The following is a 15,410-nucleotide window of genomic DNA, read 5'->3' as shown; positions in this document are numbered from 1 at the left end:
GCCTACATCAGGCCCAGCCGATGATGAAGGACCATGACCATGCCCATGGAGGCCCATGATATCGAGGCGCTGATCCGCGCCGCGTTTCCCGACGCGAAAGTCACGATCACCGACCTTGCCGGGGACGGCAACCACTATGCCGCCGAAGTCATCGACGAAAGCTTCCGCGGCAAGAACCGCGTTCAGCAGCAGCGCGCCGTCTATGCCGCGCTGAAGGGGCAGATGGATGGGCCCAGCGGCGCGTTGCACGCGCTGGCGCTGACCACCAAGGCGCCCGACTGAAGACCCCTCCTCCGAAAGGATCAGACATGACCGAACAAGCGCGCGAGCAGATCCAGACCCTCATCGACAACAACGATGTCGTCCTGTTCATGAAAGGCACCAAGGATGTGCCGCAATGCGGTTTCTCCAGCCGCGTGGCGAGCGTCCTGAACTACATGGGCGTCGCCTTCCAGGACGTGAACGTGCTGTCCGACGAAGGGATCCGTCAGGGGATCAAGGATTTCTCGGACTGGCCGACGATTCCGCAGCTTTACGTCCGGGGCGAGTTCGTCGGCGGGGCCGACATCGTGACCGAGATGACCCTTTCGGGCGAACTGGACCAGCTTTTCGAGAAGTCCGGCGTCACCTACGACAAGGACGCGGCCGAGCGGATCCGTCAGGCCAACGGCTGAACCGGCCCGCATCGCCAAGAAAAAAGGGCCGCGCGAGCGGCCCTTCTGCTTTGGCGGGGACAGGTTCTCAGTAATACCTGTCGTCGTCCTCATCGTCATATTGGCCGTCGTAATCGTCATACGGCTCATCCTCGTGCCGCCATGACTGCACCCGCGAGGCAAGCGCGACGCCCGCTGCGAAGGCCGCCAGAAGCGGCGGAATCGTCGCCGCGTTGCTCGTCTTCACCTTGTCCAGCGTGTCCTGCGCTTCGGAGAAGAACTGCGGCGACAGCCCGATCTTCGACGCGGCCGTGCCGGCGGCGCTGCGGGTGAACCCCTGCACCTTCGCCTCGGCCGTGTCGGCGAACTCGTGCGCCTTGTAGCTGACGGTATCGACAAGGGTGTTCACCTTGTTCTCCACCGTATCCACCACTTCGGTCGCCTTGACGCGGGCCTTTTCCAGCGCCGCGTCGGTGGCCAGGCTCACCCGTGTTTCCACCTCGGCCTTCAGCTCGTCCGTGGACGGGACGGGATGCTCGACCTTGTTGCTGCGGCTGAGGAGGACGAGTCCGATGACGATGAAGATCAGCGCGATCACGAGCGACGCCCAGAGCGGCCCCCAGTCGAGGGTATCCGCAAGGAACGTCCATAGCGCCGCGATCAGGAAGCCCGCCCCGATGAGCATGACGACCCCCGCCCCCGCCTTCATGGCGGCGCGGCGGCCGATGTCCGTCAGGGCAAGCTGCATGTTCCTCGCGTAATCGAACATGGGATCAACGGCGGGCGAGGATCAGGCCGACGAGGAAGCCGACGCCGGCCGCGATGCCCAGGGCCTGCGCGGGCTTGCGGCGGACCATGTCCGACATCTCGTCATAATAGTCCTCGGCGTAATGCGCCACTTCGCCGACCTTGCGCTGGCCCTCGCGGTAAAGGCGGTCCGCCTCGTGACGGGCGCGCTCGGCATATTCGGCACCCCGCTCGCGCGCGGTATCCAGCGCCTCCTGACCCTTTTCCTTCGCCGAATCGATCGCATCCTGAGCGGTGCGCTTGGCCTCGTTGGCCCCTTCGCGAAGGTCTGAAGCGGTCTTGTTCGCGGTCTGGTTGGCGTTGTCCTTGAGGTCGTTCTTGGCGTCGGAAGCGGTATAGTTGGTGGCCATCGCGAGGTTCCTTTCAAGCGAGACGTGGAAGATTATGCCTTCCAACCCCGGCCCGCCCCGGATCGTTCCCCAAGGGGCGGAAAAAACGGCGCGTTCTCACTGAACAGGCACAGCCCCGCCGGCCAAGCGACGGCAACTGTGGGCAGCCCAAGATGCTGGACACGCGGGCGCATCCGGCTCGATCATCCCCTGTCGGACGCTAGAAGGGACAGACGCCGAGGAGCCGCCGCGACATCTCCGCAAGATCAGCGGGGGGAAGCGCAACGTCGTCCTCATAATCTCCCAGATCGAATGGGAGGCCGATCTTGCGGCGATCTCTCGAGGTGAGATCCATGCCAACCGATCCGAAATAATCCCGGAACTTGAAGTCTTGGCTGACTTCGGACGAGAAGGAGGCCATCCAGCAGCTGGGAACGCCGTAGGCATGCGACTCGATGATGCCGTGAAGCGAGCTTGAAAGCGTTGCTTCACAGCATGCGATCTGGTCGATCACGGCCTCTACAGGGTGTCTTAGGTCGATCAGCACGGCTTCCGGCGGGAGCAGGGTCAGATTCTGTTGCCAGAATGGCATGTCGTAAACGTGGGGGATTATGCCCGCGCGAAATTTCTTTTCGGTTGATGAGGGCTGATACAGTTCAGGCATGCACAGACCCGGATCTCCCAGAACCTCGGGCGCGTCGAATTTGCGTTGTTCGAGAACTCGGCGGGTCAGGGGACCACGAACTGCGGCAATCGACTTTGGTCGCGCGAACCATTGGTCCGGGTCCTTGATGCCGGTGCCCCATACCATAGCCCGATTTTTCTTGCGGATCTTCTGCATGATGCTTCCGCAGGTAAAGTGAACCGTCACACCCTCTGGAACGTGGCCGGGCGCGCAGTATCTTGGCCGGCGGCCGGTGCGCTTGTTGTAGATGTAAGGACCGAGCCAATCGCCAAAGTTCCGAAATTCACCCCACCAGGACCACCACATGTTATCATCAGGCAACTCACCTTTACGGAGACGGGCTATCTCGGTTTCGCCGGGTTTCGAAATCAAGTCGAGCATATCGATCCTTCGCTGATCCGGTTAGCGCGCGCCAGAGGTCTGCCCGACGCAGGATGCCGGTCACAGTGTCCTTCTAGAGCAATAAGGCGCTAAGCCCTTGGTACCCGAGGCCGGACTCGAACCGGCATGCCTTGCGGCGGCGGATTTTGAATCCGCTGCGTCTACCATTCCGCCACTCGGGCGCGCCTGCTTCGCTTAACGGGAACGCTGCGCCGGATCAAGCGTCCTGCGGCTGTCGTTCCTCTCCCGCTCCGCCGGATGTCCCGCGGGCGCGCCTGCCGCCTCAACCCTGTGCCAGCCTCGCCAGCCTTGCCTCGCGCAGGCGGGCGAAGTCGTCGCCTGCGTGATAGGATGAGCGGGTCAGCGGCGTTGCCGAGACCATCAGGAAGCCCTTGCCGTAGGCGGCCTTTTCGTAGCTGCGGAACTCGTCGGGCGTCACGAAGCGGTCCACGCGGTGATGCTTGGGGGTCGGCTGCAGATACTGGCCGATGGTGATGAAGTCGATCTCGGCCGCCCGCATGTCGTCCATGACCTGCAGGACGCCCTGCCGGTCCTCGCCGAGGCCCACCATGATGCCCGACTTGGTGAACATCGCCGGGTCCAGTTCCTTCACCCGCTGCAGAAGCCGCAGCGAATGGAAATACCGCGCGCCCGGCCGGACCGTGGGATAGAGCCCCGGCACGGTTTCGAGGTTGTGGTTGAATACGTCCGGCCGCGCCTCGACCACCGTTTCCAGCGTGCCCGGCTTCGTCTTGAGGAAGTCGGGCGTCAGGATCTCGATGGTGGAGCCGGGCGAGCGGTGGCGGATCGCGCGGATGGTCTGGGCGAAATGCTCGGCCCCGCCATCGTCCAGATCGTCGCGGTCCACGCTGGTGATGACGACGTGCTTCAGCCCCAGCGTCGAGACCGCATGGGCCACCCTGCCCGGCTCGAACACGTCCAGCGCGTCGGGCTTGCCGGTGGCGACGTTGCAGAAGGAACAGCCGCGGGTGCAGATCTCGCCCATGATCATCATGGTGGCGTGTCCCTGGCTCCAGCATTCGCCGACGTTGGGGCAGCCGGCCTCCTCGCAGACGGTGGACAGGCGATGCTCGCGCAGCGTGTCGCGGGTGTCCTTGTAGCCCTGGCTGACCGGCGCCTTCACGCGGATCCAGTCGGGCTTCTTGGGCTGCGCCTGGTCCGGGCGGTGCGCCTTTTCGGGATGGCGCAGGACGGGGATCGGGGTTGCGGCCCCGGCAGAGTGATCGGTCACGGAAATGGGCCCTCCGGCTGTCCGTCCCGATGTAGCGGCTTTGCCGGGCGGGTTCAACGCCGCCCCTGAGAGACCGGTTCCGGCCCCGGAGGGGCGTCCCGGATGCGGGCGCCCTGCCCCGTCAGCCGATCATGCGCGGGCCGCCGCCATAGGTTTCCAGATAATGCCGTTCCAGACGCATCAGCGCCAGCCGCAGGACGATCTTGCCCGAGCGGGCGGGCCAGCCGAGCCGGCGCTCGGTCATCTCGATTCCCTCGAGAAAGCAGCAGACCCGCAGCACCAGATCGCCCATCCCCGGCCCCAGATCGCGCAACGCCGCGGCGACACGGCTGCGTGCGCCCTCGCTGCCGCCGCCATGCGCCCCCGACCGGAACGAGCTGTCGATTCCGGCCGTCATGAAGCGGTCCCAGTTCTGGGTCACGCGCGGGCCCATCTGGGCAAGCTCGAAATCCTCGCGCAGCCGCTCGCCCGCGCCGACCATGCCGGGATCGAGGAACGGTTTGCCCGCCGGATCGCGCCGCCGCGCGAACATCAGCAGCGGGCTTTCGGCGAGGTTCACACGCGCCCGCCGCCGTTCGCCGCTTTCGGGGTCCTCGATGTCGCGCTCGCCCCAGACGCGGTGCTGTTCGCCGTGGTCGAAGGCGGCAGGTGCCTCGGCCATTTCCAGCGGCGGCGTGACGGGCTGCGCGCCGGCAAGATCGCCCTGCCCCGGCAGCATCCTGCCGCGCCCCGCCACGAGGTGCTTCAGCGCCGCCCGGCCCGCCGCGGTGATGGCGTGGCGGGTGATCCGCCCCCGCTGGAACAGCGCCACCCAGCCCATCAACGCGATGCGCTCGGCCAGTTCGCGGTCGAGCACGGCGATGCGGATGTCGTCGCGCATGACGATCGCCTTGTCCATGCCGGTGGCGACGGCCATCACCGCGCGCGGCTCGGCGAGACGGCGCAGGATGCGGCGGGCCTGATCCAACTCGTGCCGGGTCCAGTTGGCGGGCTCCGCCCGGGGGCCCTGCTCGGGGGCGTCCGCCACCCGCTCCATCGCGCCGTCCACCAGCGGATCGTCTCGGCGCTGCTCGAACCGGCGGATCCGGCGCATGATGGTCGAGGCGTGGCAGCCGGTGTCGCGGGCAATCGCACGGATCGACTCGCCGCGTCCGACATGGCGCAGATACAGCCGGGCGTCGTCGGGTAGCGCCTCTTCCTGCTCGTTGGCACAGGCAGCGCTCGCGCCCGCATCGGTCGCCGGCGGGCCGTCCGCCCAGTCATGAGTCCAGTCCTCCGCCCGCTCGCTGGCCGGGGCTTCGGCCGTGATGCTCATCGCCTCGGCCGCGCCCTCCTCGGCCATGGCCGGGATCGCCGCGAAGGCGCTGAAGTCGGCCGAAAGAATCGTCATGGTTGTCTTCCCTCGCATCGCGTTTAGCCGTGACCGCCGATCGCGGGCGGCGTCTGGGTAGTGACCCCTGACCTGCCGAAATGGACAGGTCCGCAGTCCAGATGCGTGGTTATTTGCTAACAAATCCTAAAGTTCTGCTGCCGGCCCGTGCGCTGCTCGGGCCCAAAACGCAACAGCCGCCAATCGGGTGCATTCTGTCCGCCGGCTCAACCAAGGCGTGCAGAAATGACATTTCACAACATCATCCCCTTCCCGGTCCCGCTTTCCGCCCCGACCGTATCGGGGCCGCTGCGCCGTCCGGTCCTGCTGATCCGCGCGGCCCGGCTCGGCCAGCCCGGCTGGCGGCGCGGGCGCGATCTTCCCAAACTGTTGAAATGCGAGACGGTTCCGTTGCCGGGCGACGCGCTGCCGCAGCTTCGCGCGATGGAGCAGGCGCTGAACGACTCGCGGCAGGTCGGTGCCGCCGAATACGATATCCGGCAGCACGTCACGCTGATGATCGCCATCCTTGCGGAAATCCGCGCCGTGGCGGCGGAACGCGCGGCGACGCCGCAGCCCTGCGCGCTCGGCTGACGGCCCTCAGCGCTTGCGGGCAAGCGAGCCGAGCACGCCCCGGACCAGCGCCTGCCCCGCGCGGGTGCCAAGCTGGCGGGCGAGGCTCTTGCCGAAAGCCATGCCGAGCGAATCGCTTTGGCGGCGGGGTGCGGGCTTGTCGCCCCGCTCGGCGCTTGGGCGATAACGGCGCCCGCGCGCATGCGTTGCCCCCGGCGGGTCCATGCGGAACGGGTCATCCTCGGCGGTCGCCGCCGTGGCGGCCTGCGCCCGCGCCGTCAGCACCTCATGCGCCGACTCGCGGTCCAGCCTGCGCCCGTATTTCAGCCCCAGCGGCGAGGCGGCGACGATCCGCGCCCGGTCCACATCGGCGATGGGGCCGAGTTGGGACACAGGCGGGCGGATCAGGGTTCGCTGGACCATCCCCGGCTCGCCCTTGCCCTGCAGGAACGACGTCACCGCCTCGCCGGTGCCGACCGCCTGGATCGTCTCGGCGGTATCGAAGGCGGGGTTCGGACGATAGGTTTCCGCCGCCTGCCGCAGCGCCTTGTGGTCCCTGGGGGTGAAGGCCCGCAGCGCGTGCTGGATGCGGTTGCCGATCTGGCCCAGCACGGCACCGGGCATGTCATCCGGGCTTTGCGAGATGAACCAGACGCTGACGCCCTTGGACCGGATCAGCCGCGCCACCTGCTCGATCTTGTCCACCAGCGCGTCGGGGGCGTCGTCGAACAGCAGATGCGCCTCGTCGAAGAAAAAGGCGATGCGCGGCTTTTCCGGGTCGCCCACCTCTGGCAGCTGTTCGAAAAGCTCCGACAGCAGCCACAGCAGGAACGTGGCATAGAGCCGGGGCGACTGCATCAGCCGGTCGGCGGCGAGGATGTTGACGACGCCCTTGCCCGAGGCGTCCAGCCGGATCAGGTCCGCAAGCTCCAGCGCCGGCTCGCCGAACAACTGCTCGCCCCCCTGGCCTTCCAGCACCAGCAGCGCCCGCTGGATCGCGCCGATCGAGGCCGAGGAGACGTTGCCATAACGCAGCCGCAGTTCCGAGGCGTTCTCGCCAACCCAGACCAGCACCGACCGCAGATCCGCGAGATCGAGCAGCGCAAGGCCCTGCTCGTCCGCGACGTGGAAGGCGATGTTCATCACCCCCTCCTGCGCTGGCGTCAGATCCATCAGCCGCGACAGCAGCAGCGGCCCCATCTCGGCCGGGGTGCTGCGGACCGGATGGCCTTTCTCCCCGAAGACATCCCAGAAGGTGACGGGGAACGGCTGGTAGTCCAGTTCGATCCCGATGACGGCGGCGCGTTCGGCGAATGGCGCCAGAAGGGACGGGTCAGTCCCGCCCGGCATCGCCATGCCGGCCAGATCGCCCTTCACGTCTGACAGGAACACCGGCACCCCGGCGAGCGAGAGGGATTCGGCCAGCGTCTGCAACGTCACCGTCTTGCCCGTTCCGGTGGCCCCGGCGATCAGCCCATGACGGTTGGCGAGCCTCAGCCGCAGCAGTTCGGGCGTGCCATGCCCCTTGCCGCTGCCTCCGACCTGGATGGCGCCGGATTCCAGATCGACGATGCCTGCCATGCGACGCTCCCGATTTCATGTGTCTCGCCGGCAGATTAGCGGCTGCGTCCCGTCGCGCCAGAGCGTTCGTGCGGCGCGGTGCGGTGCGTGGCAAGGGCGCGCATGGACGCTCCGCTGCGGAATTGACGCATCGACAAGCGTGCCTTATCCTGCCCCTCAATGATGACCGGCCAGTCCGGCAGGGATGGAAGCTGGGGAAAGGATCGCCGCGTGGCGGTCCTTTTCTCGTTCAAGGGCGCGGCGATTCGCGCGGTCGGCAAGTGCCCGCCGCAGCGACGCAAAGGTGACGGACCCCCGCCCGGCGCTATCCTGACAAGCTTCCGGCTGCGTGCTAGGCAAGCGCGACGACAAAACACTCGAAAGGTTACGATATGGCATACCGGATGTCCGCCGCGCTGGCGGCGGTGCTTCTCGCCGCGATTCCCACCGGCGCGGCGCTGGCCCAGACGGCGACCGAACCGGCGCCCGCCACACCGGCCGAAACTGCACCTGCGGACAGCGCAGCGCCAGCGCCCGCGACCGACGCGGCGCCCGGAACGGCCACGGAAGCCGCGCCTGCGCCCGCCGCAGAGCCCGCTCCGGCAGATGCGCCCGATGCCGCGACCACGGCCACCGACGCCGCGCCGGCCGAAGGCCAGCCGCAGCCCGGCACCTACTACGCCAAATCGACCCACGGCGACTGGGCCGTCCGCTGCATGCGCACCCCCGACGGCAACGATCCGTGCGAGCTTTACCAGCTTCTCAAGGACGATCAGGACGTCGCCGTCGCCGAAGTCTCGGTCATCCCGTTCGAGGGCGAGGCGGCCGCGATCATGAACTTCGTCGCGCCGCTGGAAACGGATCTGAGCGCCGGGCTGGGCTTCCGCGTCGATAGCGGCGCCGAGCAGCGCTATCCCTTCATGGTGTGCGCCGCCGTCGGCTGCATCTCGCGCGTGGGGCTGACCCAGGCCGAGCTTGGAGGCCTCAAGCGCGGCGGTTCCGGCACCGTGTCGCTGCTGCCCTTCGGCGGCGACCCCGAGCAGCACATGGTCCGGCTGCCCCTGTCGCTGAGCGGCTTCACCGCCGGTTTCGACGCCATGGCCGCCGAAACCCCCGCCGCGCCGACCGCGCCGTCCGCCTCGGCCCCGGCCCCGGCCCCGGCCGAATAATCCGGCATCCGCACCGTCCAGACATGACAAAGGGGGCCGGAACCGGCCCCCTTCTTTGTGGACTAACGGTGCATCGGCGGGCGCCCGAAGGCGCCGCGCCTCATTCCTCGATCGGCAGCGCCACGAAGCGCGGCTGCTCGCCGCGGCGCACCAGCAGCAGCAGCGACGTGCGCCCGGCTTCGCGGGCCTCATCGATGCGGGCGCGCAGGTCCGCGACGGTGGTGACCGGCTGCTGGCCTGCCTCGGTGATCAGATCACCGGCGGAAAGGCCCTTCTCGGCGGCGGGGCTCGCGGCATCGACGGACCGCACGACCAGTCCCTCGGCGTCGTTCGGTGCGCCGAGCTGCGCGGCGAGTTCCGGCGTCAGCGGCGCGAGGTTCATCCCCAGCACGTCCTGCTGCGACGGGGCGGAGCCTTCGTCCGAAGTGGAGGCGTTGCCTTCGGCCAGTTCGCGGCGGCCCAGCGTCACTTCCAGCGCGACCGGCTCGCCGTTGCGGATCACCGTGACTTCCACCGCCTCGCCGACCGGGGCATCAGCCACGCGGCGCACCAGATCGCGCGTATCCTCGACCTCGCCGCCCGCGAAATGGGTGATGACGTCGCCGGTCTGGATGCCCGAATCGGCGGCGGGTCCGGGCGGCACCTCTGTCACCATCGCCCCGCCGTCGCTTTCCAGCCCGAGCGAATCGGCGATGTCCGGCGTCAGGTCCTGGATCATCACGCCCAGCCAGCCGCGGCGGGTCTCGCCGAACTCCTGCAGTTGATCGACCACCGGACCGACGACGTTCGACGCCATCGAGAAGCCGATCCCGATGGAGCCGCCGTTCGGCGACAGGATCGCGGTGTTCACCCCGATGACCTCGCCGTTCATGTTGAACAGCGGCCCGCCCGAGTTGCCGCGGTTGATGGCCGCGTCGGTCTGGATGAAGTCGTCATAGGTGCCGGTCAGCGCCCGGCTTTTCGCGGAAACGATCCCCGACGAGGCCGAGAAGCCCTGCCCCAGCGGGTTCCCCAGCGCCAGCACCCAGTCGCCCACGCGGGCCTCGTCGCTGTCGCCGAAGGTGACGAAGGGCAGCGGGTTGGGCGATTCGACCTTCAGCACCGCGATGTCGGTGTTGGGATCGGTGCCGATCACCTCGGCCGGCAGGCTGCCGCCCGAATAGAACTCGACCTCGATCTCGTCCGCGCCGTCGATGACGTGGTTGTTCGTCACGATGATCCCGTCCGCCGAGACGACGAAGCCCGAGCCGAGCGCGTTCGAGCGCTGCTGCATCTGCGGCCCGCCGAAGGGATTCTGGTCCCTCGGAAAGTCGGGCATGCCGAAATCGCGGAACAGGTCCGAGAACGGGCTTCCCTCGGGGAAGCCGGGGCCGCGCGCGGTCGGGCGCGAGACGACGGCGGTCGTGGTTATGTTCACCACTGCCGGGCTGACCTGCTCGACCAGATCGGCGAAGCTTTCCGGGGCGACCGCCCCGCCCGCCTGCGCGATGGGCGCGCTCAGCGGCACGTTGGAATTGGCGGCTTCGGGGATCTCGCCGGTGTGCGGCTGGTCGGGGATGGTGGTGGTTTCGGGCGGGGTGATCGGCTGGCCCGATTCCGTGCGCGGCTCGGCGTCCGGCGCAGGCGCCTGGGCCATCGCCATCGGGCTGACGGCCAAGGCAATCGCAAGCGCGGATGCGGTCAGCCGAAAGCGAGTTGAACTGGTTTGCATGCGGTTCTCCGTGACTGGGGCCGCGTCACTGCGGCTGTGAACCCGTCGGCAAGAAAATAGTCGCTATGTTGCGGGAAAGCACCATGCCCCGCAAGCTTGTGATTAATGTGTCATTTCTCCGGCGGGAAAGACAAAGAGGGCCGCGACGGCCCCCTTTCATGCGTTTGCGACGGCCTTGCGCCTGCTCAACCCTGCGGCGCGGCATCGCCCAGCGGAACCGTTCGCAGGATCGTGTCCGCGCCCGCTGCCGGTGTCTCGGCTGCGTCGTCGGCGGCCGCATCCGCGGCCGGCACGACCTCGGCGGATTCGCTTCCGGCGGCGTTCCCTGCCGGATCATCGGCCGCGGCCAGCGGTTCGGCCGCTTCGGGCACTGCTTCCGCGCCGCCAGCGGCGGCCGGGGCCGCCACGGCTGCCCCGAAGCCGGTCTGCGGCTTCGCGTCGTTCAGATAGCTGAAGAACTCGCCATCCGGTTGCAGCACGATCGAGCTGTTGCCGGATTGCAGCGCCCGCTCATAGGACTGCATCGAGCGGGTGAAGGCGAAGAACTCGGGGTCCTGCCCGAACGCGTCGGCATAGATCGCGTTGCGCTGCGCGTCGGCCTCACCCCGGATCACCTCGGATTCGCGCCGGGCCTGCGAGGTCAGCTCGACAACCGTCCGGTCGGCCGCAGCGCGGACACGCTGCGCCGCCTCGCCACCGCGCGCCACCTCGTCGGCGGCCTCGCGCTCGCGCTCGGCCCGCATCCGGGCGTAGGTGGCATTCAGGTTCTGCTCGGGCAGGTCGGTGCGGGTCAGGCGCACGTCGATGACGTTCACGCCAAGCGCCTCGGCTTCCTCGCGGGCCTGGTCGCGGATCTGGTTCATAAGCGGCGTCCGGTCGTCCGACAGCACCGCAGTCGAGGGAACCGAGCCCAGAACCCCCCGAATGGCGTTGGTCAGGATGCCTTCCAGCCGGCTCTGCGCCTGCGCGATCCCGCCCGAGCCGACCGCGCGGCGGAAGCGGACCACGTCGGTGATCTGCCAGCGGGCGAAGGCGTCCACGATCAGGCGGCGATCGTCGAGCGGCGTCACCTCCATCGGGTCGGTGGTCAGCCCCAGGATGCGGGCGTCGTAGGTCACGACATTGTCGAGGAAGGGCACCTTCAGGCCGAGGCCCGGTTCCTCGCGCACCGTGATGACTTCGCCGAAGCGGGTGACGAGCGCCTTCTCGCGCACATCGACGATATAGATCGACGCCATGGCCAGCACGGCAACGATGATGAGCGCCGGCAGCGCCAGCATGGACAAGGTGCGTTTCATCAGTTGCCCCCGATTCCGGCGTTGGCGGCGGCTGGGCCGGCACCGGTGGTGGTGTTGGTCGCGGCGGGCGCGTCGGTCGCGGGACGGCGCAACTGGTCGAGTGGCAGATAAGGCACAACGCCCGAGCCGTTTTCGCCCTGCACGCCGTCAAGGATCACCTTGTCCACCCGGCCCAGCACCCGCTCCATCGTTTCCAGATACATCCGCTTGCGCGTGACGTCCGGCGCCTTGGCGTACTCGGTGTAGATCGAGTTGAAGCGCGCGGCCTCGCCCTCGGCGTTGTTCACGGCCTCGGCGCGATAGGCTTCGGCCTGCTCGACCAGTGCGGCCGATTCGCCGCGCGCGGCGGCAAGGACGCGGTTGGCGTAGGCGTCGGCCTCGTTCTGCAGCCGGTCGCGTTCCTGCTGCGCGGCCTGCACCTCGCGGAAGCTGTCGATCACCTCCTGCGGCGGGTCGGCGCGGTCGAGGTTCACCCGGACCACGTTGATGCCGGCATCATAGCTGTCGAGCGTCGCCTGGATCAGCTGCCCCGCCTCGGCCGCAATCATGCCGCGGTCGCGGTTCAGGATCGGCGCGAGCGTGCTGCGGGCCACGATATCGCGCATGGCCGATTCCGACACCGCGCGGATCGTCCCTTCGGGGTCGGCGAGGTTGAAGAGGTATTTTTCCGGGTCGGAGATGTTCCAGACCACCTGATACTGCATGTTCACGATGTTCTGGTCGCGGGTCAGCATCAGCCCGCTGTCCATCGGATCGCGGCCAACGCCGATCTCGGTCACACGCTCGCCCGTGACCGGCACGATCTGCTTGGTCACGAAGGGCCAGGGCGCGAAGTTCAGACCTTCGTCGCCGACCTGATAGGGGGTGCCGAACAGCAGCTCGACGGATTTTTCCTCGGTGTTGACGGTGTAGAAGCTGGCGAACACCCAAAGCGCCACGGCGCCGAGCGCGAAGATGCCCCAGCTGCCGCGGTTCAGCGACAGGTTCGGGCCCCCGCCTCCGGGCCGGCGCGGACCCTGCCCGCCGCCGTTGCCGCCGGGCTGGCCCTTGCCGCCCATGAGGACGCGCAGCCGGTCCTGGCCCTTGCGCATCAGGTTGTCGATGTCGCCGCCCTGTCCGGGGCGCGGCGCGCCCGGCCGTTGCGGCTGCTGCCCGCCGGGCTGGCCCCACGGGCGCGGCGCGCCTTGCGGCGGCGGGTTGCGCGGCGGTTCGCCGCGCTTGTCGTCCTCGCGCCCGTCATTTCCGTTGTTGTCGTCAGGCCCGTTTCCGTTGCCTCCGCTACCCCCGCCCCAAGGCCCCTGGCTTGCCATGCGTCCTGATAATCCTTCGTCCTGATCGTTGTGTCGTAACTGGGCACGAACGGCCCGAAGTCAAGGTTTTGCCCGCGTCACGCGGGATGCAGCGCCCGGTCAAGATCGTGCGAGCGGTGATGTTCCGGCCCGCTGCGCCGCACCGGCATCCGCATCGTCACCAGCTCCTCGGCCAGTGTCGGGTGGACGGCGACGGTCAGGTCGAAATCCTCCTTGGTGGCGCCCATCGTGACCGCGACAGCGGCCAGCTGGATCATCTCGCCCGCCTCGGGGGCGAAGATGTGACAGCCCAGCACCTTGCGGGTCTCGGCGCAGACGATCAGCTTCATCAGCGCCCGCAGGTCCGATCCCGCAAAAAGCGAGCGCATGGGCCGGAAGGTGGCGGCGTAGATTTCCACCTCGCGGCTGGCGCAGGCGTCCTCCTCGGTCAGGCCGATCGTGCCCAGTTCGAACGGGCGGGTATAGACGGCGCTGGCGACGAGGCTGTGATCGACGTGGCGCGGATGGCCGCCGAACATGGTGTCGGCGAAAGCGTGACCTTCACGAATGGCGACGGGCGTCAGGTTCACGCGGTCGGTCACGTCCCCCACCGCAAAGATCGAGGGGATGTTCGTCTGCGACCACTGGTCCACGACGATCTCGCCCCCCTTGCCCAGCTTCACGCCGGCCGCCTCCAGCCCCAGCCCTTCGGTGTTGGGATGCCGCCCGGTGGCGAGCATCACGGCGTCGAACCGCTCGGCCGAGCCGTCGTCGAAATGGCAGCGGATGCCGCCGCCGTCCCGCTCCATCGCCGTGACGTTGACATCGAGGCGCAGGCTCACCCCGATATGTTCGAGCTGATGGGTGACGAGGGCCCGCGCGTCCTCATCGAAACCGCGCAGGACGCGGCCCCGCCGATGGGTCAGCGTGGTGTCGCAGCCGAGGCCCTTGAGGATGGTGGCGAACTCGGTCGCGATGAAGCCGCCGCCCATGACCAGAACCTTTCCCGGCAGGCGCTCCATGTCGAACAGATCGTCCGAGATCATCGCCAGATCGTCGCCGGGGATGCCGGGACGCGACGGCCGCCCGCCCACCGCGACGAGGATATGCGCCGCGGTCCGGCGGGTGCCGTCGGCCAGCTCCACCATGTGCGGATCGACGATGCGGGCGCGCTGGTGAAACACCTCGACCCCGGCGGCCAGCAGGCCGGAGGTGTAGATGCCCTCCAGCCGCGACAGTTCCGTGTGCAGCTTGCCCCTGAACATGGGCCAGTCGAAGGCGCCGGTTTCGGCCTGCCAGCCATATTCCCGCGCCTCGGCGGCGGCTGCCGGGGCTTCCGAGGCGAAGATCATCAGCTTCTTGGGCACGCAGCCCCGGATGACGCAGGTGCCGCCCATCCGGCTTTCCTCGGCCAGCGCCACGCGGGCGCCGTGCTGGCTGGCGGCGATCCGCGCCGCGCGCACCCCGCCCGAGCCGCCGCCGATCACCAAAAGGTCGAAATCGAAGCTCATTCACTCACCTCGCGCCGCAGTTCGATCACGGAGCCGTCCGGGCTGCCGATCAGCGCCAGTTCCGCCATGCCGAGGAATAGCCCGTGTTCCACCACGCCGGGAATGGCCGCGAGCCCCGCGGCAAGCCGCGCCGGATCGTGGATGTTTTCCAGCGACAGATCGAGAATGACGTGTCCCTCGTCGGTGCAGAACACCTTGTCGTCACGCTGGCGCAGCAGCATCGGGCGGTGGCTCAGACCCTGCGCATCCAGCAGGCGCTGGATATGGATGCGGGTGGTTTCCAGCCCGAAGCCGATCACCTCGACCGGCAGGTGAAAGGCGCCCAGCGTTTCCACCACCTTGCCGGGATCGGCGATCACCACCATCCGGTCTGATGCGGCCGCCGTGATCTTCTCGCGCAGCAGCGCGCCGCCGCCCCCCTTGATGAGGTTGAGGTCGGGGTCGATCTCGTCCGCGCCGTCGATGGTCAGGTCGAGCCAGCCGATCTCATCCAGTTCCTCCACCTTCAGCCCCAGCCGCCCGGCATGGTCGGCCGTCGCCCGCGAGGTGGCGGCAAGGCGCAGGCGCAGCCCTTCGGCCCGGACCCGCTCGGCAAGCCGCTCGACCATGAACACCGCCGTTGAACCCGTGCCCAGCCCCAGCCGCATTCCATCCTGCACCAGCGCCACGGCGGCGCGCGCCGAGGCATCCTTGGCAAGGTCGGCGGGTGAAAGCTCGGACATGGCGCGCTCCTGTCGCGGGAAATGGCGGGTCGAAGGGGGTATAGGCCGAAGCGGCGGAGGGTGCGAGTTGTTTTGCCCGTCGCCTGCCGGGCGCGGGCGAT

At 68.2% G+C, this 15,410-nt stretch carries 15 protein-coding genes and 1 tRNA gene; 4 read left to right on the top strand and 12 right to left on the bottom strand.

The window, feature by feature from the left end:
• The first annotated feature begins 39 nt into the window (after window positions 1-39).
• Both KTN05_RS11260 and grxD read left to right on the top strand, forming a co-directional pair.
• Window positions 40-282, top strand: coding sequence for a BolA family protein (locus KTN05_RS11260; RefSeq protein WP_217329507.1), 243 nt, complete (start codon window positions 40-42; stop codon window positions 280-282).
• 26 nt (window positions 283-308) lie between these two features.
• Window positions 309-674, top strand: coding sequence for a Grx4 family monothiol glutaredoxin (gene grxD, locus KTN05_RS11255; RefSeq protein ID WP_217329494.1), 366 nt, complete (start codon window positions 309-311; stop codon window positions 672-674).
• 67 nt (window positions 675-741) lie between these two features.
• Here grxD and KTN05_RS11250 read toward each other — a convergent pair whose 3' ends face one another.
• The 6 genes from KTN05_RS11250 to KTN05_RS11225 form a co-directional block, all read right to left on the bottom strand.
• Window positions 742-1,422, bottom strand: coding sequence for a phage holin family protein (locus KTN05_RS11250; RefSeq protein ID WP_217329493.1), 681 nt, complete (start codon window positions 1,420-1,422; stop codon window positions 742-744).
• Between the two features lie 4 nt (window positions 1,423-1,426).
• Window positions 1,427-1,810, bottom strand: a complete 384-nt coding sequence (locus tag KTN05_RS11245; RefSeq protein WP_217329492.1) for a YqjD family protein — start codon at window positions 1,808-1,810, stop codon at window positions 1,427-1,429.
• 199 nt (window positions 1,811-2,009) lie between these two features.
• Window positions 2,010-2,855: a polysaccharide pyruvyl transferase family protein gene (locus KTN05_RS11240; protein WP_217329491.1), complete on the bottom strand. Its 846-nt coding sequence runs from the start codon at window positions 2,853-2,855 to the stop codon at window positions 2,010-2,012.
• 98 nt (window positions 2,856-2,953) lie between these two features.
• Window positions 2,954-3,037: transfer RNA gene (locus KTN05_RS11235), tRNA-Leu, on the bottom strand.
• 101 nt (window positions 3,038-3,138) lie between these two features.
• Window positions 3,139-4,107 (bottom strand): lipoyl synthase, encoded by a 969-nt coding sequence (gene lipA, locus KTN05_RS11230; protein ID WP_371823340.1) that lies wholly within the window; start codon window positions 4,105-4,107, stop codon window positions 3,139-3,141.
• A 121-nt stretch (window positions 4,108-4,228) separates the two neighbouring features.
• Window positions 4,229-5,497, bottom strand: a complete 1,269-nt coding sequence (locus tag KTN05_RS11225; RefSeq protein ID WP_254368140.1) for a DUF6456 domain-containing protein — start codon at window positions 5,495-5,497, stop codon at window positions 4,229-4,231.
• Between the two features lie 225 nt (window positions 5,498-5,722).
• On the opposite strand from KTN05_RS11225, the gene KTN05_RS11220 reads away from it, so the two are divergent.
• On the top strand, window positions 5,723-6,070 hold the full coding sequence (locus KTN05_RS11220; protein ID WP_254368139.1) for a DUF6477 family protein: 348 nt from the start codon (window positions 5,723-5,725) through the stop codon (window positions 6,068-6,070).
• Between the two features lie 6 nt (window positions 6,071-6,076).
• On the opposite strand, the gene KTN05_RS11215 is transcribed toward KTN05_RS11220, so the two are convergent.
• Entirely contained in the window at window positions 6,077-7,630 is a 1,554-nt protein-coding gene (locus KTN05_RS11215; RefSeq protein ID WP_217329490.1) for a helicase HerA-like domain-containing protein, read from the bottom strand.
• A 371-nt stretch (window positions 7,631-8,001) separates the two neighbouring features.
• Between KTN05_RS11215 and KTN05_RS11210 the strand changes: the two genes are divergently transcribed.
• The gene (locus KTN05_RS11210) at window positions 8,002-8,778 is read left to right on the top strand and encodes an invasion associated locus B family protein (protein ID WP_217329489.1); all 777 of its coding nucleotides are present in this window, start codon (window positions 8,002-8,004) and stop codon (window positions 8,776-8,778) included.
• Between the two features lie 100 nt (window positions 8,779-8,878).
• Here KTN05_RS11210 and KTN05_RS11205 read toward each other — a convergent pair whose 3' ends face one another.
• From KTN05_RS11205 to rpiA, 5 genes are all read right to left on the bottom strand, one after another.
• Complete coding sequence (locus KTN05_RS11205; protein WP_254368138.1) at window positions 8,879-10,420, bottom strand: DegQ family serine endoprotease; 1,542 nt, start codon at window positions 10,418-10,420, stop codon at window positions 8,879-8,881.
• A gap of 254 nt (window positions 10,421-10,674) precedes the next feature.
• Window positions 10,675-11,787 carry a protease modulator HflC gene (hflC, locus tag KTN05_RS11200; RefSeq protein WP_217329487.1) on the bottom strand — a complete coding sequence of 371 codons (1,113 nt, stop codon included), beginning with the start codon at window positions 11,785-11,787 and terminating at the stop codon, window positions 10,675-10,677.
• Entirely contained in the window at window positions 11,787-13,097 is a 1,311-nt protein-coding gene (hflK, locus tag KTN05_RS11195) for an FtsH protease activity modulator HflK (protein ID WP_217329486.1), read from the bottom strand. The genes hflC and hflK overlap by 1 nt, the downstream gene beginning before the upstream one ends.
• 77 nt (window positions 13,098-13,174) lie before the next feature.
• Entirely contained in the window at window positions 13,175-14,587 is a 1,413-nt protein-coding gene (gorA, locus tag KTN05_RS11190) for a glutathione-disulfide reductase (protein WP_217329485.1), read from the bottom strand.
• The gene (rpiA, locus tag KTN05_RS11185; protein WP_217329484.1) at window positions 14,584-15,309 is read right to left on the bottom strand and encodes a ribose-5-phosphate isomerase RpiA; all 726 of its coding nucleotides are present in this window, start codon (window positions 15,307-15,309) and stop codon (window positions 14,584-14,586) included. The genes gorA and rpiA overlap by 4 nt, the downstream gene beginning before the upstream one ends.
• Between the last annotated feature and the right edge of the window lie 101 nt (window positions 15,310-15,410).

Source organism: Paracoccus sp. Z118 (assembly GCF_019061185.1).
Classification (GTDB): domain Bacteria; phylum Pseudomonadota; class Alphaproteobacteria; order Rhodobacterales; family Rhodobacteraceae; genus Paracoccus.
This window is presented reverse-complemented; position numbering and strand designations above follow the sequence as displayed.

Bases quoted from the DNA above. Each gene is read 5' to 3' on its own strand.
- gorA (WP_217329485.1), bottom strand. From the start codon at position 14,587: ATGAGCTTCGATTTCGACCTTTTGGTGATCGGCGGCGGCTCGGGCGGG.
- KTN05_RS11250 (WP_217329493.1), bottom strand. From the start codon at position 1,422: ATGTTCGATTACGCGAGGAACATGCAGCTTGCCCTGACGGACATCGGC.
- KTN05_RS11215 (WP_217329490.1), bottom strand. From the start codon at position 7,630: ATGGCAGGCATCGTCGATCTGGAATCCGGCGCCATCCAGGTCGGAGGC.
- KTN05_RS11260 (WP_217329507.1), top strand. From the start codon at position 40: ATGCCCATGGAGGCCCATGATATCGAGGCGCTGATCCGCGCCGCGTTT.
- grxD (WP_217329494.1), top strand. From the start codon at position 309: ATGACCGAACAAGCGCGCGAGCAGATCCAGACCCTCATCGACAACAAC.
- hflC (WP_217329487.1), bottom strand. From the start codon at position 11,787: ATGAAACGCACCTTGTCCATGCTGGCGCTGCCGGCGCTCATCATCGTT.
- hflK (WP_217329486.1), bottom strand. From the start codon at position 13,097: ATGGCAAGCCAGGGGCCTTGGGGCGGGGGTAGCGGAGGCAACGGAAAC.
- KTN05_RS11210 (WP_217329489.1), top strand. From the start codon at position 8,002: ATGGCATACCGGATGTCCGCCGCGCTGGCGGCGGTGCTTCTCGCCGCG.
- KTN05_RS11240 (WP_217329491.1), bottom strand. From the start codon at position 2,855: ATGCTCGACTTGATTTCGAAACCCGGCGAAACCGAGATAGCCCGTCTC.
- KTN05_RS11245 (WP_217329492.1), bottom strand. From the start codon at position 1,810: ATGGCCACCAACTATACCGCTTCCGACGCCAAGAACGACCTCAAGGAC.
- KTN05_RS11225 (WP_254368140.1), bottom strand. From the start codon at position 5,497: ATGACGATTCTTTCGGCCGACTTCAGCGCCTTCGCGGCGATCCCGGCC.
- KTN05_RS11220 (WP_254368139.1), top strand. From the start codon at position 5,723: ATGACATTTCACAACATCATCCCCTTCCCGGTCCCGCTTTCCGCCCCG.
- KTN05_RS11205 (WP_254368138.1), bottom strand. From the start codon at position 10,420: ATGGCGATGGCCCAGGCGCCTGCGCCGGACGCCGAGCCGCGCACGGAA.
- rpiA (WP_217329484.1), bottom strand. From the start codon at position 15,309: ATGTCCGAGCTTTCACCCGCCGACCTTGCCAAGGATGCCTCGGCGCGC.